The organism is Chelatococcus sp. KU-N122 (assembly GCF_055391085.1).
The window spans coordinates 86,627-105,911 of sequence record NZ_AP043981.1 but is presented as its reverse complement, the minus strand read 5'-3'; the positions used below and the strand labels follow the sequence as shown (position 1 = coordinate 105,911).

Sequence of the window (19,285 nt, the reverse complement as noted above, 5' to 3'; positions counted from 1 at the left end):
GGCCGGCGGCTCACGCCGCCACGCTGGCCCGCTGTTCGATCTCGCTCTGGTGGGCGGCCAGGAAATCCGTGCTCAAGCGGCCGGCGCGGAAGGCGGGATGCGCGAGCACCGCCCCGAGCCAGCCCACGTTGGTCGTCAGCCCGGTGATCTTGAGCTCGCCGAGCGCCCGGATCAGGCGGTCGATCGCCTCCTCCCGCGAGGGGGCGTGGGCCATCACCTTCATGATCATCGGGTCGTAGAACGGCGTGACCACCGAGCCCGCCCGGCAGCCGGTATCGACGCGCACGCCCGGGCCTGTCGGCAGCACGAGGTCGGCGATGGTGCCGGGCTGCGGCATGAAGCGGCGTGCCGGATCTTCGGCGTAGACGCGGGCCTCGACGGCGTGGCCGTCGCAACGGATGGTGTCCTGTGCGAGCTCGGCCGCCACGTCCTCGCCCATGGCATGGCGAAGCTGGGCTGTGACCAGGTCGATGCCGGTGATCAGCTCGGTGACGCCGTGCTCCACCTGGATACGGGTGTTCATCTCCAGGAAGAAGAAGCCGCCGGTGTCGTCGTCGTAGAGGAACTCGATCGTGCCGGCGCCGTCGTAGGTGCAGGAGCGGGCAAGATCGACCGAGACCTTTGCCATGGCTGCGCGGGTGGCCTCGTCGAGCCCGGGCGCCAGCGCCTCCTCGATCACCTTCTGATGGCGCCGCTGCAGCGAGCAGTCGCGGTCGAAGAGGTGCACCGCCCGGCCGTCGCCGAAGCCGAACACCTGCACCTCCACGTGCCGGGCGCGCCGCACGTAGCGCTCGAGGTAGACCGCGCCGCTGCCGAAGGCGCGCTCGGCCAGGCCCCGCGTGGCGGCGATGCCGGCGAGCAGCGCGTCCGGCGTCTCGACAAGGCGCATGCCGATGCCGCCGCCGCCGGCTGCCGCCTTGATCAGCAGGGGATAGCCGATGGCTGCCGCCGCGTCGGCAACGGCGGCCCCATCCGGCGGCAGCTTGTCGGTTCCCGGCAGTACCGGAACGCCCGCGGCGCGGGCGAGGGCGCGCGCCCGCTCCTTGTCGCCCATGGCGGCGATGGTCTGCGGCTTGGGGCCGACGAAGGCCAGGCCCTCGTGGCCGCAGCGCGCGGCGAAGGCCGCGTTCTCGGCCAGGAAGCCGTAGCCGGGATGGACGAGCGTCGCGCCGGTGTCGCGCGCCGCCGCCAGGATCGCGTCCTGGTCGAGGTAGGATTGCTGGGCCCGCGCCGGGCCGACACGGCGGGCCTCGTCGGCAAGCGCGACGTGCGGGGCGTCCGCATCGGCATCGGAATAGACGGCGACGGTGGCGAGGCCGAGCGCCCGGGCCGACGAGAGGATCCGGCAGGCAATCTCGCCCCGGTTGGCGACGAGCAGCTTGTGCATGAAAGGTAGCCTATTAACGTACGTTTGTTAGTTTAGATGGTGGAAAATTAAGGTCAAGCGGCGGACGCCGGATGATGCGCGGCGATCCAGGTCCTGAGCTCACGCTTCATGATCTTGCCGGAGTAGTTGATCGGCATCTCATCGTAGTCGACGAAGATGACGGTCTTCGGCGCCTTGTAGCTCGCCAGATGTTCCTTGGCGAAGGTGATCAGCTCGTCGGCCGACGCATCCTGGCCGTCGCGCAGCACGACGACGGCCGTCACCTCCTCGCCCCATTTTTCGCTGGGGAGACCGATGATGCCGACTTCGCGGATCTTGGGGTGCCGCTGCATCGCGCGCTCGACTTCTTGCGAGTAGACGTTGAGGCCGCCGGTCTTGACCATATCCTTGATGCGATCGCGGAAGTAGACGAAGCCGCTCGCGTCCATGGCGCCCGCATCGCCCGTGCGCAGCCAGCCGTCGTGGAAGGCGTCGCACGTCGCGTCCGGCCGCTTGAAGTAGCCCTCCATGACGGACGGGCCGCGCACCAGGATCTCGCCTTCCTCGCCCACGTCCGCGTCCGTCAGGTCCGGCCTCGCGATCTTGACCTCGAAGTTGAGGAAGGGCCGCCCGATGGAGTCGGGGGCGAGATGGTAGTCCTCCTCCTTCAGCACGGTGACAATGACGCCGGCTTCAGTCAGGCCGTACTGGTAGTAGATCTTCATGTCGGGAACGAGCCGGTGCATCTCCTCCCGGTCCTTCGCCGACAGAATGCCGCCGCCGACGTACCAGCCACGGAACGTCCGCATCCGGGCCGGGTCGGAACGGGCGGCGAGGCATAGCTCGCGGGCGACCGACGGCGGCGTGAAGCCGTTGGTGCCGCCGTGCCGATCGATCAGCCCGACCATGCGGTCGGCGGAGTAGTCGCCGAGGATCGTCGAGCGGGCGCCCAGGTAGAGGTGCGGCAGCAGCCAGCAATTGAGGGCGGCGGCATGGTGCAACGGCGTCGCCAGCACGGTGTTGCCGAACTCGTTCATGCCGGTGTCGAGGGCTTCGTGCACCGTATTCCAGAACACCTGGCGGCTGCGCATCATCACGCCTTTGGAGCGGCCGGTGGTGCCGCCGGTGAACATGATCAGCTGCAGATCGTCGTCGCTATAGCTCAGCTGCGGCGCCGCATCCGACGCCTTGGCCAGGATCGCGCCATAGCGATCGACGCCAGGCCCGTCGTCCAGGAGCGCAACCGGACTCTCGGTCCGGCCGGTCAGGTGCTGTTCGGCCAGCTCGGATGTCGCGAAGACGAACCGGCATTCGGCGTCCTCGAGGTTGCCGAGAATCTCCGGCGTGGTCAGGCGGTAGTTGATCGGCACGCAGGTGGCACGGACGGCCGAGATGGCGACCATGGCGACGACCCAGCGCAGGCTCGATTTCGCCAGGATCGCCACCTTGTCGCCGGGCGCGATGCCGCGAGCCAGCAGGAAGTTGGCAAGCCGGTTGGCGGAGGCGTCGAGCTCGGCATAGGTCATCGACCGATGCTCGTCGAGCAGCGCCGCGCGCTCCGGAAACTTGCGGGCATTGCGGGCGACATGCTGTGAAACGACAGTGGTCAAGCGATCACTCCCAGATTAGCCGGCCGCAGATCTTCTACGAACTGCACCGCACCGAGCCTTGATTGGTGCCGACGGAGCAACCGCGCACCCTCGCCCCGCTTGCGGGGAGAGGGAGGGGCGAGGGGGGCTTGCCGTAGGAGCCCTGTCCTGGACGCCCCCTCACCCGGATCACGCTCCGCGCGATCCGACCTCTCCCCGCAGGCGGGGCGAGGTGTGCGGCTGGACCTTGGGCGGTATCTTCGTCACCGAGCGCGGATCCGAATGAGGACCTCACGACAGCTCGATCAGCGGTGTATCCTGGTCGACCACCTCGCCCTCTTCGACCAGGATCTTGCTGATCGTGCCGCGGTTGTCGGCCTCCACGGCGATTTCCATCTTCATGGACTCGAGGATCATGACGGTGTCGCCGTAATCGATTTCATCGCCCGGCGCCTTGACGATCTTCCACACCGTTCCGGCCATGGGGCTGGCAATCTTCTTCATCGGGGGCTCCTCAGACCGGATGGACGGCGTTGCGCCGCTCGATGGCGGGCGTGGGCTTCAGCGAATAGAGCGCGAAGCGGTTGATCAGCTCGCCGCGCAGCTTGTTGGGGTGGATCACGGCCTCGGAGGCAAAGCTGTCGGCCGCCGCCGAGTAAACGTTGATGTCCTGAGCGTATTCCTCGCGCTTCTCCTTGATGAAGGCGGTGCGCTCGGCCGGCGGCAGCTCGGCGATCTGGTTGAAGTACATGGCGTTGACGGCAGCCTCGGGCCCGACAAGCGCCGGCATCGCCGTGGGCAGGGCGAGCATGGCGTCGGGCTTGGTCGGCGCGCCGGACATGGCGAGGAAGCCGCCGCCGTAGGCCTTGCGCACCATCACCGCGATCCGCGGCACCGTGGTCTCGCAGACGGCGGAGAGGAGCTTGGCGCCATGGCGGATGATGCCGGTCTTCTCCACCGAGCTGCCGATCATGTAGCCGCTGATGTCCTGCAGGAACAGCAACGGGATGTTGAAGGCGTTGCAGAGCCAGATGAAGCGGGCCGCCTTGTCGGAGGAATCGTTGAACAGGACGCCGCCCTTGAACTTGGAGTTGTTGGCGACGACGCCGACCGGGCGGCCGCCCAGGCGGATGAAGGCCGTGGTCATCTCCTTGGCGAACAGCTCCTTGCTCTCCAGGAACGAGCCATCGTCGGCGAGCGCCTGGATCAGGGTCTTGATGTCGAACGGCACGTTCTGGTCGCGCGGCAGCAGCGTCGCCAGGTCCGGCGGGTCAGCCTTGGCAGCCGCAGCCGCGATCGGAGGCTTTTCCGACCACGAGGAGGGGAAGTAGCCGAGATAGGCCTTGGCGACCGCGATCGCCTCGGCGTCCGACTGCACCAGGATGTCGCCCAGGCCGCTCAGGGTGCAGTGCATGCGCGCGCCGCCCAAATCCTCCTCGCTGATGTCCTCGCCGATAGCCATCTTGGCCATGCGCGGCGAGCCGACGTAGGCGGTCGCCTTCTTGTCGACCATCACCACCGTGTCGCAGAGGCCGGGGATGTAGGCGGCGCCCGCGGGCGAGGGCCCGAACAGCACGCACAGCTGCGGCACCACGCCGGAGAGCTGCACCAGGTTGTAGAAGATGTTCCCCCAGGCGGTGCGGCCGAGATAGGACTGCTTCTGTTCGTCGATGCGGGCGCCGGCGGAATCGACGAAGTAGACCAGCGGAATCTTGAGCTCGCGCGCCCGCTCCTGCATGCGCGTGATCTTGAGCATGGTCTGGTAGCCCCAGGAGCCGGCTTTGACCGAGATGTCGTTGGCGATCATCGCCACCATCCGGCCGTCGACCTTGCCGATGCCCGTCACCACGGCATCGGCCGGCACGCGCTTCTCGGCGCCGGCGAGCAAGCCGTCCTCGATCTCCAGGCCGTTGTCGAAGAACTGGTCGAGCCGGTCGCGGACGAAGATCTTGCCCTCGAGCAGCTTGGCCGACTTTTCGGCGTTGCGCCCGCCGGCGAGAGCCCAGGCCTCCCGCTGCTTGAAGTCGTCGTACACGTCCATCGGAAGGTCCTCGATCTCAATCACCGAAAAGTCTTGCGCCGAAAATCATGCGCCGAAAATCATGTGGCGGACGTCGGAGTCCTGGCTCAGCTCTCGGCACGTCCCCTGGCGGCGCACCACGCCTGCGCCCAGGATCAGCGCACGGTCCGCCACCTCGAGCGCGAGGCGCGCGTTCTGTTCGACGAGCAGCACGGTGACGTTCATCTCGCGCAGCCGGCGAATCTCCCGGTAGATCTCGGTCACGATGACCGGCGCCAGCCCCATGGAGGGCTCGTCCAGCATCAGCAGCGTCGGCTGCGCCACCAGGGCGCGTCCGATCGCCAGCATCTGCTGTTCGCCGCCGGAGAGGTTGCCGGCGGCCTGTCGCCGCCGCTCGCGCAGGCGCGGGAACAGCTCGAATACCCGCTCGATGCGCTCGCCGAGATCCGGGCCGCGCTTGGCGTAGCCGCCCATGCGCAGGTTCTCGGCGACCGACAGGGTCGAGAACACCAGCCGGCCCTCGGGCACATGGATCAGCCCGGCGCTGATGCGCTGGCGCGGCGTCAGACGGGTCGCCTCCCGGCCCAGATAGGAGATCGCGCCGTCGGTCCGGTCGAGCACGCCGGAGATGGCCTTGAGCAGCGTCGTCTTGCCGGCGCCGTTGGGGCCGATCAGGCAGACGCATTCGCCCGCCGCGATGCTGAGGTCGACGTCGCGGATGGCGCGCAATTCGCCGTAGTAGGCGCTGAGGCCCTTGACCTCGAGGACAGGGCTACGCATCGGCATCGAGCCCCAGGTAGGCGGCTACGACGAGCGGGTCGCGCCGGACCTCCTCGCCGCTGCCGTGCGCGATCACCGCCCCCGCATCGAGGACGTAGACGCTGTCGGAGACGGCCATGACCAGGTCGAGGTCGTGCTCGACCAGGATCAGCGTCACCCCCGTGGCGATGATCTTGCGGAACAGCTGGCCGAGCGCCGCCGTCTCGCTGGTGTTGAGGCCCGCGGCCGGCTCGTCGAGCAGCAGCAGGCGCGGTCCGGTGGCGAGCGCCCGGCCGATCTCCAGCTTGCGCTGCAGGCCGTAGGAGAGATCGCCGGCGCGACGCTGCCACCACACCGGGTCGAGGTCGAGGAACTGCAGCAGCTTGCGGGCATCGGCTTCCACCCTGCGCTCCTCGGCGCGGCTTGCCGGCAGATTGAGCAGGTCGGCCAGCAGGCTCGCCGTCTGGTGCCGATAGAAGCCGGTGGCGATCACCTCCCAGGCCGGCATGTCGACGAACATCTGCAAGTTCTGGAAGGAGCGCGCCAGGCCCATGGCGCAGATGCGGTGCGGCGGAAGGCCGGAGATGCGGACGCCGTCGAGGCGGACCTCCCCGGCGGACGGCGCCGCATAGCCCGAGATCACGTTCATCAGCGTGCTCTTACCCGCGCCATTGGGGCCGATCACCGAGGTGATGACGCCGGCGGGGATCGCCATGTGGACGTCGCGGAGCGCGTGCACGCCCCCGAAGGATTTGGACACGCCGTTGATCGATAGCATGGCGCTCACCCTGCCTGCGCCGGCCGGCGCAGCCGGGAGGTGATCCGCAGCCGCAGCCGGGACGCGATCTGGGTGAGCCCGTCGACCAGGCCCTGCGGCGCGAACTTGACGATCAGCACCATGAGGACGCCGAAGGCGAGGGTCTTGTAGTCCTCCGCCCGGTCGAGCAGCAGCGGCAGCACGGTGACGATGAGCGCGCCGACGATGGCGCCGGAGATGCGCTGCAGTGAGCCGACGATGACCATCACCAGCACGTCGATCGAATAGGAGAAGCCGAACGAGGAGGCGTTGAAGGAGCGCGCGAAATTGGCATAGAGGCCGCCGGCCACGCCCGCCAGCATGGCGCCGAGCGAAAACACGAGGGCCTTGGTGCGCACGCAGTCGATGCCGACGCCGGCGGTGGCGAACTCCGACATCTTCATGGCGCGCAGGCTGCGGCCGACCTTCGAGCGGGTGATGTTGGAGCCGATGAAGGCGGCGGCGACGAGGAACGCCCAGCAGACCCAGAACAAATCGTTGGAGCGCGGCAGCTCGTGGCCGGCGAGCTTGAAGCGGGCGATGGTGACGCCGGGGTCGAGGCCGCCGGTGAGGCTCGAGAGGTTGGCGAACAGGATGTAGGCGATGATGCCGAAGGCCAGCGTGCCCATGGCCAGGTAGTGGTCATGCAGCCGCGACAGCGGCCGGCTCACCAGCCAGCCGAACAGCATCGCCACCAGCCCGCCGACGACGATCGCCAAGGTGCTGTCGAGATGCAGCCGGTTGGTGGCGAGCGTCGTTGCATAGGCGCCGATGCCGACGAAGGCCGCCTGGGCGAGCGAGATCTGCCCCGCAAGGCCGAAGATCAGGCAGAGCCCGATGGCGGCGATGGCGTTGATGGCGGTGTAGATCAGCAGCGATTCGTGGAACGAGTTGCCCGACGCGAGGAAGGCGACGGGGAACAGCACGAGCAGGGCCGCTGTGATGAGGCGATCGTGAATCATCGGCTGGCGTCACAGCTTCTTGAGGGCGCGGCCGCCCAGCAGCCCCTGGGGGAACAGCATGAGCACGACGAAGAGCAGCGACAGCGTGATCGCATCCTTGTAGGCGGAGCTCAGGTAGCCGGCGGAGAGCGCTTCGGTCAGGCCGAGGATCAGCCCGCCGGCGACGGCGCCGATGGGGCTGCCGATGCCGCCCAGGATGGCGGCGCCGAAGCCCTTGAGCCCGAGGAACAGGCCGTTGTCGTAGCTCGCCGAGGCGATCGGCGCGACGAGGGCGCCGGCGGCGGCGCCGAAGAAGCCGGCGATGGCGAAGGACGAAGCGGCGATCCAGCGCGGGGCGACACCCATCAGCACGGCGGCGTAGGGGTCGAGCGCGACGGCGCGCATGGACAGGCCGAGCCAGGTGGTGCGCAGCACGACGGCCAGCCCGAGCGACAGCACGATGAGCGTCAGCACGATCCAGGCCGCCTGCGGGCTGACGAAGATGCCGAACACCGGCCACGTGGCGGCGCTGGACAGCGGCGGCAGGAACAGGGTGGCCTTGCCGATGGTCACCTCGACCGCCCCCTTGATGGCGATGGCGAGCCCCAGGGTGAGCATGATCTGGGTCAGCGGATCGCTGGTCTTCTGGTCGAGCACCAGCAGGTAGAGAACGAGGGCGATGACGGCGACGCAGACGACGGTGGCCAGCAGCGCCGCGGCCATGGGCAGGCCGAGCGACTGCGAGAAATAGACGGCGAGCACGCCGCCGAGCATGACGAACTCGCCGTGGGCGAAGTTGATGATGCGCTTGGTGGCGAAGACGATGGTGAAGCCGATGGCGATGAGCGCGTAGACCGCGCCCAGGGACAGGGCCGAGATGATGATCTGGGTGATCATGGTCGAAGCTGCCGTGCGGACCGTGGCGCGTTCACTCGGCCACCACCCACTGGCCGTCCTTGGCCACCAGCAGCACCATCGACAGCGAATTCTTGTTGAGGCCGCCGTGGTTGTCCGGCGTGAACTGGAAGATGCCGTTGCCGCCGATGATCGAGACTTTCTCGATCGCGGCGCGCAGCTTGTCGCGCGTCAGCTCGCCGTCGATCTTCTCGGCGGCCGCCTTGACGATCATCAGCGCGTCGTGGCTGTGGGCGGCGAAGGTGGCTGGCGCCTCGCCGTACTTGGCCTTGTAGTCGGCGTAGAGCTTCTGCACGACCGGGCGCACCGGGTCGTCCGCCTTGAGCGACTCGGGCGCCAGGAGCCGCATGGAGGTCACGTAGGTGCCGTTGGCGGCAGGGCCCGCCTGCTGCAGCAGGTCGCGGCTCGCGGCGGCGTAGCTGTTGAAGATCGGCTTCTGGTAGCCCACCGCCGCCGCATTCTTGATGATGATGCTCGGGCCGGGCAGCGCGCTCCAGATCAGCATGGCCTGCGCATCGGAGTCCTTGATGCGCAGCACCTGGGCCGTCATGTCGGTGTCCTGGCGGTTGAACTCCTCGTGGCGGACGATGTCGATGCCATAGTCCTTGGCGAGCTCGCGCAGCACGTTGGCGCCGGATTGACCGAAGCCGTCGGCGGACGACATCAGCGCGATCTTGGCGATGCCGCGCTTCTGGAGCTTGGCCAGCAGGTCGGCGGCGACGATGCGGTCGGACGGCGGCGTGTTGAAGCCGTAGGGCGTCGTCGGGGTGAACACCTTCTCGGTGCCGGCGTGCATGATGATCGGCGTCTTCGCCTCGTTGGCGATGGGCAGGACGAGCAGGCTCTCGCCGGAGCTCGACGGCCCGAGGATGACGTCGACCTTGTCGGAATCGATGAGCCGGCGCAGCTGCTGCGAGGCCTTGGTGCCGTTGCCCTCGGTGTCGTAGACGATGACCTCGACCTTGCGGCCGGCGATGCCGCCGCTCTTGTTCAGCTCCTCCGCCGCAAGCCTCAGCCCGCGCTCCTCGGGGATGCCCAGGAAGGCAGCCGGCCCCGACGTGGCATAGACCGCGCCGACCTTGATCGGTTCGGTCGCCCGGGCGGCGGAGCCGAGCGGCGCGGCCACGGCGAGCGACAGCGCGGCGGCGGCGGCAGGACGGCAGAGCGAGTGGAGGTTGGGCCATGGGCGCATGCGCGGTTCCCCGAGATTTTTATCTAACAGGCGTTAGTTAAAAGTTGACGGGACGGTTTGTCAAACGCATTTTGAGCGGAGGCAGCGCGTCGCCATTGAGGCTCGGCTGCTTGACTAACGTTTGTTAGCTTCGTACCGATTCCCGTCCCCTGCATAGCCAACGAGTAACCGTGATGACTTCGTTGTCAGAAGAACAGATTGCTTTTCAAGATGTCATCAACCGGGCCATCGTCGAGACGTCGCCGGTCGAGCGCGTGCAGAAGCTCGACAGCTCCAAGACCTTCGACGGCGATCTCTATAAGGTGCTGGCCGAGCTGGGCGTGCTTGGGCTCGGCGTGCCGGAGGAAGACGGCGGCAGCGGCGGCAGCAACATCGAGCAGGTGCTTGCGCTGCGTGCGCTCGCCAACCGCGCCACGTCGATGGCGGTGTTCTGCGTCGTGCAGTTCCTCGTCACGCGGCTGCTCAAGGACAATGCCAGCGACGAGCAGAAGCGGGCGTTCCTGGCGCCGCTGGCCGCGGGCCGGCAGAAGGCATCGTTCTGCCTGACGGAAGCAGGCGGCGGCACGGATATCCTGCGCGCCATGAAGACGACCGCCCGAGCCGACGGCGGCGACTACGTAATCAACGGCGCCAAGATGTGGATCAGCGGCGCCACGACCTCCGACTTCTACGTCGTGCTGGCGCGGACCGCGCCGGGCAAGACCGACGGTGTCTCCACCTTCCTGGTGCCGAGCAAGACGCCCGGCATCACGGCGCGGGAGATCGATACCTTCGCCATCCACAGCTACGACACCTGCCAGGTCTTCTTCGACGACGTCCGCATCCCCGCCGCCAACCTGATCGGCGCAGAGGGGCGCGGCTTCCGGCAGGTGCTGGCGACGCTGAACTCCGAGCGGATCAATGCAGCGGCCGTGGCGATCGGCATCGCCCAGGGCGCCATGGAGGTCGCCGCCGACTACGCCCGCGAGCGCCAGGCCTTCGGCAAGTCACTGGCCGAGTTGCAGGCGGTGCAGCACAAGCTCGCCAATGTGGCGACCACGGTGGAATTGGCCTGGACCTTCCTGCTGGCGACGGCGCAGCGCGACGACAACGGCGAGCCGGTCGACGTGGCGAGCTCCATGGCCAAGCTCGCGGCGTCGAATGCGGCCAAGCAGTCGGCCGACGTCGGCATGGAGATCCTGGCGGCGGCGGCCTTCGATACGGCGAGCCCGATGCAGCGTTACTACCGCGACCATCGGCTCTATTCGTTCGCGCCGCTGAACGACGAGATGTGCCGCAACCTGATCGCCGAGCGCTATTTCAGCTTCGGTCGCGCCTTCTGACGGCGTCGCGCGCGGTGATGACGACAGACCAGGGGGGCGATGAACGATGCAGCTGCGTACCTCGCCCTGCTTGCGGTGAGAGGTCGGGTTGCGCACCAGCGCAAGCCCGGTGAGGGGGCGCTCAGAAAGAGGCTCGAGATCGGTCTCACGCCACGCGGCGGGCCCCCTCTCCCCGCAAGCGGGGCGAGGGTGCGCAGCGTCACCGCCAATGCGCGCAGCGGCAACGTCCAGGCGTCCGGGACAACAAGGGCGTCGGATGAGTGTGAAGGGAGGAAACGATGAATAAGCTCAATTCGATGCGCCTTTGCTTTGCATGGCTCGCGCCGTTGCTGTTGGGCGCAGGCGCCGCCGCCGCCGCCGCAGCAGCCGAGTCGATCACCATCGGCGCCATCTATCCGATGAGCGGCTCGGCCTCGTTCCTGGGCATACCCGAGGAGCGTGCGCTCCGCATGGTCGTTGATGACTGGAACAAGACCGGCGGGCTCGGCGGGCGGCCGGTCAAGCTGATCGTCTACGACACCGAGGGCAACAGCACCAAGGGCGTGCAGCAACTGCGGCGGCTGGTGGAATCGGACAAGGTCGACGTGCTGTTCGGCCCGTCGAGCTCGGGTGAGAGCCTCGCGGCCATTCCCATCGCGAACGAATTGCAGACCCCCATGATCGCCCATGGCGGCACCGAGGGGATCGTCAATCCGCCGCTCAAATATGTGTTCAACTCCTGCCCCGTCGATCGTGTGGCCATCTCGCACGTGCTGGCCTACGCTCAGCGCAAGGGGCTGAAAAAGCTTGCGATGATGAGCGCGGCCGACGGTTACGGCCAGTCCGGCACGCGCATCCTGCGCGAGCTCGCGCCGACCTACGGCATCGATGTCGTGGCAGCCGAGGAGTTCAACCGCCAGGATCCGGACATCACCGCCCAGGTGCTGCGCGTGCGCGAGCGCAATCCCGACGCCATCGTCGTGTGGAGCGCGCTGCCGGGGCCGACCGTGCTGCTGAAGAACGCCCGGGCGGTCGGCTACGACGTGCCCATCATCATGGGCTATGGGGCGGCGTCGAATGCGCTGGTCGCCAATGTCGGCGCGGCCGCTGAGGGCGTGTACATCTCCTCGTTCCGGCTCCTCGTCCCCGACAGCCTGCCCGACACCGATCCGTCCAAACCGGTCGTGCAGAAGCTGTATGCCGACTACAAAGCGAGATACGGGCAGGCGCCCGAGAATTTCGCCCAGCACAGCTATGATGCGGCGCTGATCCTGGAGCAGGCGGTGAAGTCGCTCAAGGGACCGCTGACGCGCGACACCCTACGCGATGCCCTCGAGACCGTGCAGGTCACCGGCGCCAACGGCCAGTTCCACTTCTCGCCGGAGAGCCACGGCGGGCTCAACCTCAAGTCCAAGCCCCTGGTCATGCTGCGCTACGACAAGGGTCAGTGGCAGGTGGTGGAGTAGCGCGGCGCCCGACGGCAACCTCCGTCGAAACCTTTGGCAGCGGAGCAGGCCATGCCCGACATTTCCCAGAACACGCTCCCCGAGATGTGGTCGTACAACGCCTGCATCGCCCCGGCGAAGCGGGCGATCGCCTGCGGCGACGAGGTGCTGACCTGGGGTGAGTTCGGCGCGCAGATGAACCGTATCGGCCATGCGCTCCTCGGGCTCGGCCTGCGCAAGGGCGACCGGGTCGCCTTCGTCATGTCGAACACGGTCGAGCATCTGGTGCTGCTGTGCGGGGCGATGAAGGCCGGCGCCTGCGTGGTGCCGCTCAGCACGCTGCTCGCGCCGGAGCAGATCGCCGGCCTGATCAATGATTCCGGTGCCGTGCTGCTGTTCACCGATGCGGGCTTCGCGGAGGTGATCCGTGGCATCCGGGACCGGCTGACCACGGTGCGGCCGGACGGGCTCTTCGCCAGCGGCGGTAAGGCCGGGTTCGGCTCGACCGAGGCGCTGCTCGCGGCGGCGAGCCCGGCCGACCCCGGCATCGCGCTCCACCTCGATGACCTCATGAACATCAGCTACAGCTCCGGCACGACGGGGCTGCCCAAGGGCGTCGCCTATTCCCACCGCGCCCGCCAGATCATGGGGCTCACCTACGCCATCCCCATGAAGTTCGGCTCGACGGCGCGCACCCTCCTGACGACGCCGATCTATTCCAACGGCACCTGGATCACCCTGTGGCCGGCCCTGCTGACCGGCGGCGAGATCGAGATCATGCCGACATTCGCGGTGCGGCCGTGCCTGGCGCTGATCGAGGCGCGCCGCATCACCCACACCTTCATGGTGCCGACCCAATACATCCGCATCCTCGAGGATTCTGCCCTCAAGGACGCTGATCTCGGCTCGCTCAGGATGTGCCTGACCGCAGGCTCGTCCATGAGCCCCGAGGTGAAGCGGCGTGTCCAGCAAGCGCTCGGCCCCTGCCTGCACGAGCTCTACGGTTATTCGGAAGGCGGCGCGACGATCATCACGCCCGAGGAGATGGCCGAGCGGCCGGCCTCGGTGGGCCGCCCCACGCCCGGCTTCGACATCTGCATCCTCGACCAGAACGACCGCGCGGCCGCGCGTAACGACGCCGGCGAGATCGCCTTCTACGGCGGCTGGGCCATGCGCGGCTACCACGGCAATCCGGAACAGACCGAGGCGACGATCTGGCGCGACGCGCGCGGCCGCACCTTCATCCGCTCCGGCGATATCGGCCGGCTCGACGACGACGGCTACCTCTACGTGGTCGACCGCAAGAAGGACATGATCATCTCCGGCGGCTTCAACATCTATCCCTCCGACATCGAGGCGGTGCTGAGCGCGCACCCGGATGTCGTCGAGGCCACGGTGATCGGCGCCCCGCATCCGAGCTGGGGCGAGACGCCGGTCGGCTTCGTCATCTTGCGCGCGGGCACGGCGTCGTCGGGCGAGGCCCTGCGCGCCTGGGCCAACGAGCGGCTCGCCAAGACCCAGCGGCTGGCGAAGGTGGTGCCCATGGACGAGTTTCCGCGCAACGCGCTGGGCAAGGTGGTCAAGCGCGAGCTGCGGGACCATCCGGAGGTTGGGCTGCTGAAGTAATTTTCAAGTAGATGGATGGCGGGTCAAGCCCGGCCATGACGGCATGAAGGTAAGGCGCACGCCTTCCAACGTCATGGCCGGGCTTGACCCGGCCATCCATCGATCAAAAGAGAATCCCGACGTGGATGCGGGCGAAAGCTCTCCTTCGCATGTGCCTAAGACTGCCACCGCGGCTTGCGCTTCTCGATGAAGCTCTGCATGCCCTCGGCCGCCTCCTCCCAGCCCCACATCTCGGCCACACGGTCGACGGTGTAGATCATGTTGTCCGCCGCCGTATGAGTCGAAACATACTCGATCAGCCGTTTGGCGGCCGCGAGCGCCCCCGGCGCGCATTGCAGGATCATGGCGATCTCCCGCTCGGCGGCGGCGTCGAGCTCGGCCGCCGGCACCGCCTCGGTCAGCAGCCCGATCGCCGCTGCTTCCGCCCCGGAGATGCGGCGGCCGGTGAGGAACAGCCGCCGCGCCGCGGGCTCGCCGATGCGCCGCACCACGTAGGGGGAGATCATGCCCGGCAGCAGGCCGAGGCGCGCCTCGGTGATGGCGAACGGCGCGGTGTCGACGCCGATGGCGATGTCGCACACCGCGATCAGCCCGAGGCCGCCGGCGTAGGCCGGTCCGTTGATGCGGCCAATCACGGGCTTCGACAGGGTGTCGAGCTCGCGCAGCCAGAAGGCGAGCTTGCTGGCCTCGGCGAGGCGCTCGGTCTGCGGCCGCTCGGCCTGCGCCCGCTGGTACTTGAGGTCGCCGCCCGAGCAGAAGGTGACGCCCTGGCCGGAGAGCACCAGCGCGCGGATGCCCGGGTCGGTGTTGCAGCGGCGGACAGCTTCGCGCGCCTCGTCATACATGACGCCGTTCATCGCGTTGTGCGCCTCCGGGCGGGCCAGCGTCAGGCGCGCGACGCCCCGCGCGTCGACGTCGAACTCGATGGTGGACAGGGGCGGCATGGGCTCTCCTCGAAAATCTAACTAACAAACGTCAGTTTACTTTGCGCAACGAGTCGGAGCAATATGCAGCCGTCGGCCCGCTGCAATCGGGTCGGCTGCGAGGCAGGAGGGACATGTCGATGGAGCTTTCGTTCTCGCTCGCGGGCCGGCTGGCGCTGGTGACGGGCGCCGGGCAGGGCAACGGCCGGGCGATCGCCGCAGGCCTCGCGGCGGCAGGTGCCAAGGTCGGGCTCGCCGACATCAACGGCGAGGCCGCCGAAGCGGCGGCGGACGAGATCCGTCGCGCCGGCGGCGCGGCGTGGGCCGCGGCGCTGGACGTCGCCGACCGCGCTAGCTGCGCGACCTTCGCCGCGACGGTCGGGGAGCGCGACGGGCCCGTCTCTATCCTGATCAACAACGCCGGCATCCTGATGCGCGGCCCGGTCGATCAGCCCGACGGCGATCTCGCCTGGGACAGGACGCTGCGCGTCAATGTCGACGGCGTCTACAACATGGTGCGCGCCTTCCTGCCCGCTCTACGGGAGACGAGCGGCACGATCGTCAATCTCGGCTCGATCCAGTCGTTCATCGCCACGCCCAACTCCGCCGCCTACACGGCGTCCAAGGGCGCCGTTCTACAGCTCACCAAGGCGCTGGCGGTCGAGTTGGCGCGGGACGGCATCCGCGTCAACGCCATCGCGCCCGGCTTCATCGAAACGCCGATGACCGAGGCCACGCGGGCCCGCCCCGAGCGCATGGCCGCCCTGCTCGCGCATACGCCCATGCGCCGGGTCGGGCAGCCCGAGGAACTGGCCGGCGCCGCGGTGTTCCTGGCCTCGCCCGCGGCGAGCTACATCACCGGCGCGACGCTGCCGGTGGACGGCGGCTATCTCGCGGTATGACGCCGTCCGATCCCGCGTCCGGTCCAGGGCCGGGCCGGATCGATGTGCGCGCCACCCGCGTCCTGCCGGTGCCCGCCGCAGAGGTCTGGGCCTTGATCGGGGATTTTGCCGGGGTTGGCGCGTGGCTTCCCGGCATCGAGGCCGTCACGCTCGAGGGCCACGGCATCGGCGCAACGCGCGTCTGCCGGACTGTGCTCGGCGTCTTCCGCGAGCGGCTGATCGCTGTCGACGGGCAATCCTGCCGCTACGCGATCGACGCCGGACCGGTGCCGGTGCGCAACTACGAGGCCGTGCTCGCCATCGAGCCGTGGGGCGCAGGCACGCACTGCCGCGTGGTCTGGAGCTCGTCGTTCGAGGCGGCGGCGGGCACGGACGACGGCGAGGCGCGTCGCCGGATTGCGCAGATCTATGCCGCCGGTCTCGGCGCGCTCAGCGCCAGGTTCGGTGTGCCTGCCAGCGACGCTGCGCTTGACAACGCAGGTCGCTAAATTAACGGTTGTTTGTTAGTTAAATCTGGACGGCATGTTAGGGGAGGTCGCTATGGCCGCAGATGTCAAACCCATCGTCACGCGCAAGGATCACCTGGACACGCAGACCGCCCAGTCCGGCGGCGCCGTGCGTGTGTCGGGCGTGAGCCGGCAGCACACGCCGGCGACGAAGCTCTGGTACGGCAAGGTCAGCAACGAGCCGGGCTTCCGCTCGCTGCCGCATCACCACGGGGAGGCGGAAACCGGCGGCTATGTTCTGCACGGCCGCGGCCGCATCTACTTTGGCGAGACCTACGGCGAGTGGATCGATATGGAGGAGGGCGACTTCGTCTTCGTGCCACCCTTCATGCCGCACGTGGAGGTCAATCTGAGCGCCGACGACGATCTCGTCTGGCTCACTACCCGCACGCCCGAGAACATCGTCGTCAACCTGCCCGACGTGCCGGACGAGTCCCTCGCCGGCTTTGCCGAGATCGCGGCGGCCGCTGCCGCCCGCGCCAAGGCCTGATCCGGGTTGCCGCCATGAGCCCATTCGTCGTCGAGCCGCCGGCCATCCCGTACCTGGACATTGCCGACGAGGCTGGCCGCTTCCCGGTCCGCCGCATCTTCTGCGTCGGCCGAAACTACGCCGCCCACGCCCGCGAAATGGGCAAGGACCCGGACCGGGAGGCGCCGTTCTTCTTCACCAAGCCGGCCGACGCGGTGGTCCGCAATGGCGCGACGATTCCCTATCCGCCGGAAACCGCCAACCTTCACCATGAGATCGAGCTCGTCGTCGCCATCGGCTCGCCGGGGTTCCAGGTGCCGGCGGAGGAGGCCCTCGGCCTGGTCTGGGGCTACGGCGTCGGCATCGATCTCACGCGGCGAGACCTGCAGATCGCGGCTCGCGACAGCGGCCGTCCCTGGGACTGGGGCAAGGCCTTCGACCAGTCGGCGCCGGTGGCGCCGCTGCATCGCGCCGCCGTGGTCGGCCATCCTGCCCGTGGCCGCATCTGGCTCGCGGTGAACGGCGAGACCAGGCAGGACGCCGACATCGCCGACCTGATCTGGAGCGCGCCGGAGATCATCGCGATCCTGTCGCGCTCCATGGCCCTCAGGCCCGGCGACCTGATCATGACCGGCACGCCAGCCGGCGTCGGCCCGCTGGTCCCCGGTGATGTGGTCACGGGCGGCGTCACCGGATTGAGCGATATCGGGATCGGGATCGGTCCGCCACCAGCCGCCCTCGGCAAGTAAAGGTGCTGCCGGGGAACGCCCCTCCACCGTCATGGCCGGGCCTGACCCGGCCATCCATCCACTCAAGAAGTACATCTCGGTTGAGCGGAGCCTTAAAATCCGAGATAAGTCCATGCTTGCGCATGGCGTTTCTTAGTTGATGGATGGCCGGGTCAAGCCCGGCCATGACGTGGGGGATGGCTTTAACCACTTACTCAAGTTCGACCTGGACGACGGCGCGCGCCGCCGGGATCAAGACCGCATCGATGGCCGCGAACTCTGTCTCCGACAGCTCGACGCCGGTCTTGAAGGTCATTGGGTCCATGTGCCCGTTCAAGACGTCCGGATAGGGCCACCGCACCTCGGCGACCACGCGGGGCCCGGCACGCAGCTCGATCACCAACGGCACGCCTCCGTTCGAGCCGCGCCCGCTCTGGTAGCCGTCGCCGATGCAATAGAGCTCGACCTGCGCCCGGCCACCCTGCAGCCATTGCACCGAGATTTCTACGTCGAGCAGGCCGAAGCCTGGGTGCGCCTGGGGTGCCGTCTCGTAGAAGTAGATGTGTGCGATCCGCGCGTATTTGGCCGGGCCGCGGGCAAGGTCGTTCGGCACCTGCGCGTCCGGGCGTCCCGGCGTGCGCGGCGGCACCGGTCCGAACAGGCTGGTCTGCGGCAGGGAGCTGCATTCGCTCACGTGGTCACCCCTGGCGTTGCGACGGTGTTGTGCTCGCGCCGGCTGCTGCCGCGAGGGCGCCCCCGGCAGCCTGGCCGAGGAAGGCGAGGGCGTTGTCCCAGGCGATGGCCGGGCGGGGGCCGAGGGCGGCGTCCGCGAAGGCCGCGGGACGAGGCTGGCGGATGGCGAACGGGTAGTCGGAGCCCACCACGATCCGCTCGTCGCCGACCGTCTCGGCGAGGAAGCGTAGCGCCGCGCCGTCGTAGAGCACGGTGTCGTACCAGAAGCGCCTGGCCAGCACCGACGGCTTTTCGGGCATCGCCTTGCGCATGGCGCCGCCGAGCTCGAAGCCGCGGTCGAGCCGCGGCAGGATCCAGGGCAGGGCGCCCCCGCCGTGGCTCAGCATGACGCGCAGCGTGGGGAAGCGGCTCATCGTGCCGCTGGTCAGCAGCGAGGTGGCGGCGAGCGCCGTTTCCAGCGGAAAGGCGGCGACGGCGCCGAGCTCCGGCAGGCCGCCGATGCGCTCGAGGCCGGCCGGGTGCAGCGGATGCACCAGGATGCCCAGGTCCAGCGCCTGCGCCGCCTCGTAGATCGGATGCAGCGAGGCATCGCCCAGCGGCACGCCGCCGATGTGGGTGCCGATCTCGATGCCGCCGAGGCCGAGCCGCTTGACCTGCTCCAGGCCGCGCACCGCCCGGGCGACGTCCTGCATGGCAACCATGCCGACGCCGGCGAAGCGGTCGGGGACGTCCGCGATCATGCGCGCGATGTCGGTGTTGACGATGGTGGCGAGATCCTCCGCTTCCGCCGGCTCGAACCAGTGCGACAGCAGCTCCGGCATCGGCGACAGAACGTGTGCATCGACGCCGTCCTCCGCGAGGTCGGCCAAGCGGCGCGGCACGTCCCAGCAGCGGTCGTCGATGATGCGGAAGACCTTGCCGTCGATGACGACGGCGGCTGCGCCATTGTCGCGCAGCTCGACCGACGGCCAGCGCCGGCTCCGCTTCGGATCCGCCATAAGCGTCGGCGGCACGACATGCGTGTGTGCATCGATGGCCCGACCCACGATCGTCCTCCCCCGGGATCTGCGCGGAGATCCCCTTTTGCCCGCCGCACCGACCCGAGCGCGGCTGC

General features: G+C 68.4%; 19 protein-coding genes. 7 read left to right on the top strand and 12 right to left on the bottom strand.

Features of this window, described 5'->3' with window-relative positions; translation table 11 throughout:
* Nucleotides 1–10 precede the first annotated feature (10 nt).
* The 9 genes from ACZ5PO_RS00455 to ACZ5PO_RS00415 all read right to left on the bottom strand — a co-directional run bounded on the left by ACZ5PO_RS00455 (nucleotide 11) and on the right by ACZ5PO_RS00415 (nucleotide 9,578).
* Nucleotides 11–1,387, bottom strand: a complete 1,377-nt coding sequence (locus ACZ5PO_RS00455; RefSeq protein WP_464189135.1) for an acetyl-CoA carboxylase biotin carboxylase subunit — start codon at nucleotides 1,385–1,387, stop codon at nucleotides 11–13.
* A 53-nt stretch (nucleotides 1,388–1,440) separates the two neighbouring features.
* Nucleotides 1,441–2,976: a class I adenylate-forming enzyme family protein gene (locus ACZ5PO_RS00450; RefSeq protein ID WP_464189132.1), complete on the bottom strand. Its 1,536-nt coding sequence runs from the start codon at nucleotides 2,974–2,976 to the stop codon at nucleotides 1,441–1,443.
* Between the two features lie 270 nt (nucleotides 2,977–3,246).
* A complete protein-coding gene (locus tag ACZ5PO_RS00445; protein ID WP_464189130.1) occupies nucleotides 3,247–3,459 on the bottom strand; it encodes an acyl-CoA carboxylase biotin carboxyl carrier protein subunit in 213 nt (70 codons plus the stop codon).
* A 10-nt stretch (nucleotides 3,460–3,469) separates the two neighbouring features.
* A complete protein-coding gene (locus ACZ5PO_RS00440; protein WP_464189128.1) occupies nucleotides 3,470–4,996 on the bottom strand; it encodes an acyl-CoA carboxylase subunit beta in 1,527 nt (508 codons plus the stop codon).
* 45 nt (nucleotides 4,997–5,041) lie between these two features.
* Complete coding sequence (locus ACZ5PO_RS00435; RefSeq protein WP_464189126.1) at nucleotides 5,042–5,755, bottom strand: ABC transporter ATP-binding protein; 714 nt, start codon at nucleotides 5,753–5,755, stop codon at nucleotides 5,042–5,044.
* Nucleotides 5,748–6,512 (bottom strand): ABC transporter ATP-binding protein, encoded by a 765-nt coding sequence (locus tag ACZ5PO_RS00430; RefSeq protein ID WP_464189124.1) that lies wholly within the window; start codon nucleotides 6,510–6,512, stop codon nucleotides 5,748–5,750. Before ACZ5PO_RS00430 ends, ACZ5PO_RS00435 begins: the two co-directional genes overlap by 8 nt.
* Nucleotides 6,513–6,517: 5 nt before the next feature.
* Nucleotides 6,518–7,492 (bottom strand): branched-chain amino acid ABC transporter permease, encoded by a 975-nt coding sequence (locus ACZ5PO_RS00425; RefSeq protein WP_464189121.1) that lies wholly within the window; start codon nucleotides 7,490–7,492, stop codon nucleotides 6,518–6,520.
* Between the two features lie 9 nt (nucleotides 7,493–7,501).
* Entirely contained in the window at nucleotides 7,502–8,368 is an 867-nt protein-coding gene (locus ACZ5PO_RS00420; RefSeq protein WP_464189119.1) for a branched-chain amino acid ABC transporter permease, read from the bottom strand.
* A gap of 31 nt (nucleotides 8,369–8,399) precedes the next feature.
* On the bottom strand, nucleotides 8,400–9,578 hold the full coding sequence (locus ACZ5PO_RS00415; protein WP_464189117.1) for an ABC transporter substrate-binding protein: 1,179 nt from the start codon (nucleotides 9,576–9,578) through the stop codon (nucleotides 8,400–8,402).
* A 173-nt stretch (nucleotides 9,579–9,751) separates the two neighbouring features.
* On the opposite strand from ACZ5PO_RS00415, the gene ACZ5PO_RS00410 reads away from it, so the two are divergent.
* The 3 genes from ACZ5PO_RS00410 (at nucleotide 9,752) to ACZ5PO_RS00400 (ending at nucleotide 13,950) form a co-directional block, all read left to right on the top strand.
* Nucleotides 9,752–10,900, top strand: a complete 1,149-nt coding sequence (locus tag ACZ5PO_RS00410; RefSeq protein WP_464189115.1) for an acyl-CoA dehydrogenase family protein — start codon at nucleotides 9,752–9,754, stop codon at nucleotides 10,898–10,900.
* Between the two features lie 278 nt (nucleotides 10,901–11,178).
* The gene (locus ACZ5PO_RS00405; RefSeq protein WP_464189113.1) at nucleotides 11,179–12,345 is read left to right on the top strand and encodes an ABC transporter substrate-binding protein; all 1,167 of its coding nucleotides are present in this window, start codon (nucleotides 11,179–11,181) and stop codon (nucleotides 12,343–12,345) included.
* Nucleotides 12,346–12,396: 51 nt separating this feature from the next.
* Entirely contained in the window at nucleotides 12,397–13,950 is a 1,554-nt protein-coding gene (locus tag ACZ5PO_RS00400; RefSeq protein ID WP_464189111.1) for a class I adenylate-forming enzyme family protein, read from the top strand.
* 155 nt (nucleotides 13,951–14,105) lie between these two features.
* Here ACZ5PO_RS00400 and ACZ5PO_RS00395 read toward each other — a convergent pair whose 3' ends face one another.
* Entirely contained in the window at nucleotides 14,106–14,894 is a 789-nt protein-coding gene (locus ACZ5PO_RS00395; protein WP_464189109.1) for an enoyl-CoA hydratase-related protein, read from the bottom strand.
* A 113-nt stretch (nucleotides 14,895–15,007) separates the two neighbouring features.
* Between ACZ5PO_RS00395 and ACZ5PO_RS00390 the strand changes: the two genes are divergently transcribed.
* Genes ACZ5PO_RS00390 through ACZ5PO_RS00375 form a run of 4 tightly spaced genes read left to right on the top strand, consistent with a single transcriptional unit; the run spans nucleotide 15,008 to nucleotide 17,499 of the window.
* A complete protein-coding gene (locus ACZ5PO_RS00390) occupies nucleotides 15,008–15,775 on the top strand; it encodes an SDR family NAD(P)-dependent oxidoreductase (RefSeq protein ID WP_464189107.1) in 768 nt (255 codons plus the stop codon).
* Entirely contained in the window at nucleotides 15,772–16,263 is a 492-nt protein-coding gene (locus tag ACZ5PO_RS00385; RefSeq protein ID WP_464189105.1) for an SRPBCC family protein, read from the top strand. Before ACZ5PO_RS00390 ends, ACZ5PO_RS00385 begins: the two co-directional genes overlap by 4 nt.
* A gap of 52 nt (nucleotides 16,264–16,315) precedes the next feature.
* Complete coding sequence (locus ACZ5PO_RS00380; protein ID WP_464189103.1) at nucleotides 16,316–16,771, top strand: cupin domain-containing protein; 456 nt, start codon at nucleotides 16,316–16,318, stop codon at nucleotides 16,769–16,771.
* A 14-nt stretch (nucleotides 16,772–16,785) separates the two neighbouring features.
* On the top strand, nucleotides 16,786–17,499 hold the full coding sequence (locus tag ACZ5PO_RS00375) for a fumarylacetoacetate hydrolase family protein (RefSeq protein ID WP_464189101.1): 714 nt from the start codon (nucleotides 16,786–16,788) through the stop codon (nucleotides 17,497–17,499).
* 190 nt (nucleotides 17,500–17,689) lie between these two features.
* Here ACZ5PO_RS00375 and ACZ5PO_RS00370 read toward each other — a convergent pair whose 3' ends face one another.
* Nucleotides 17,690–18,172 (bottom strand): hypothetical protein, encoded by a 483-nt coding sequence (locus ACZ5PO_RS00370; protein WP_464189099.1) that lies wholly within the window; start codon nucleotides 18,170–18,172, stop codon nucleotides 17,690–17,692.
* 4 nt (nucleotides 18,173–18,176) lie between these two features.
* Nucleotides 18,177–19,217, bottom strand: a complete 1,041-nt coding sequence (locus tag ACZ5PO_RS00365) for an amidohydrolase family protein (RefSeq protein ID WP_464189096.1) — start codon at nucleotides 19,215–19,217, stop codon at nucleotides 18,177–18,179.
* Between the last annotated feature and the right edge of the window lie 68 nt (nucleotides 19,218–19,285).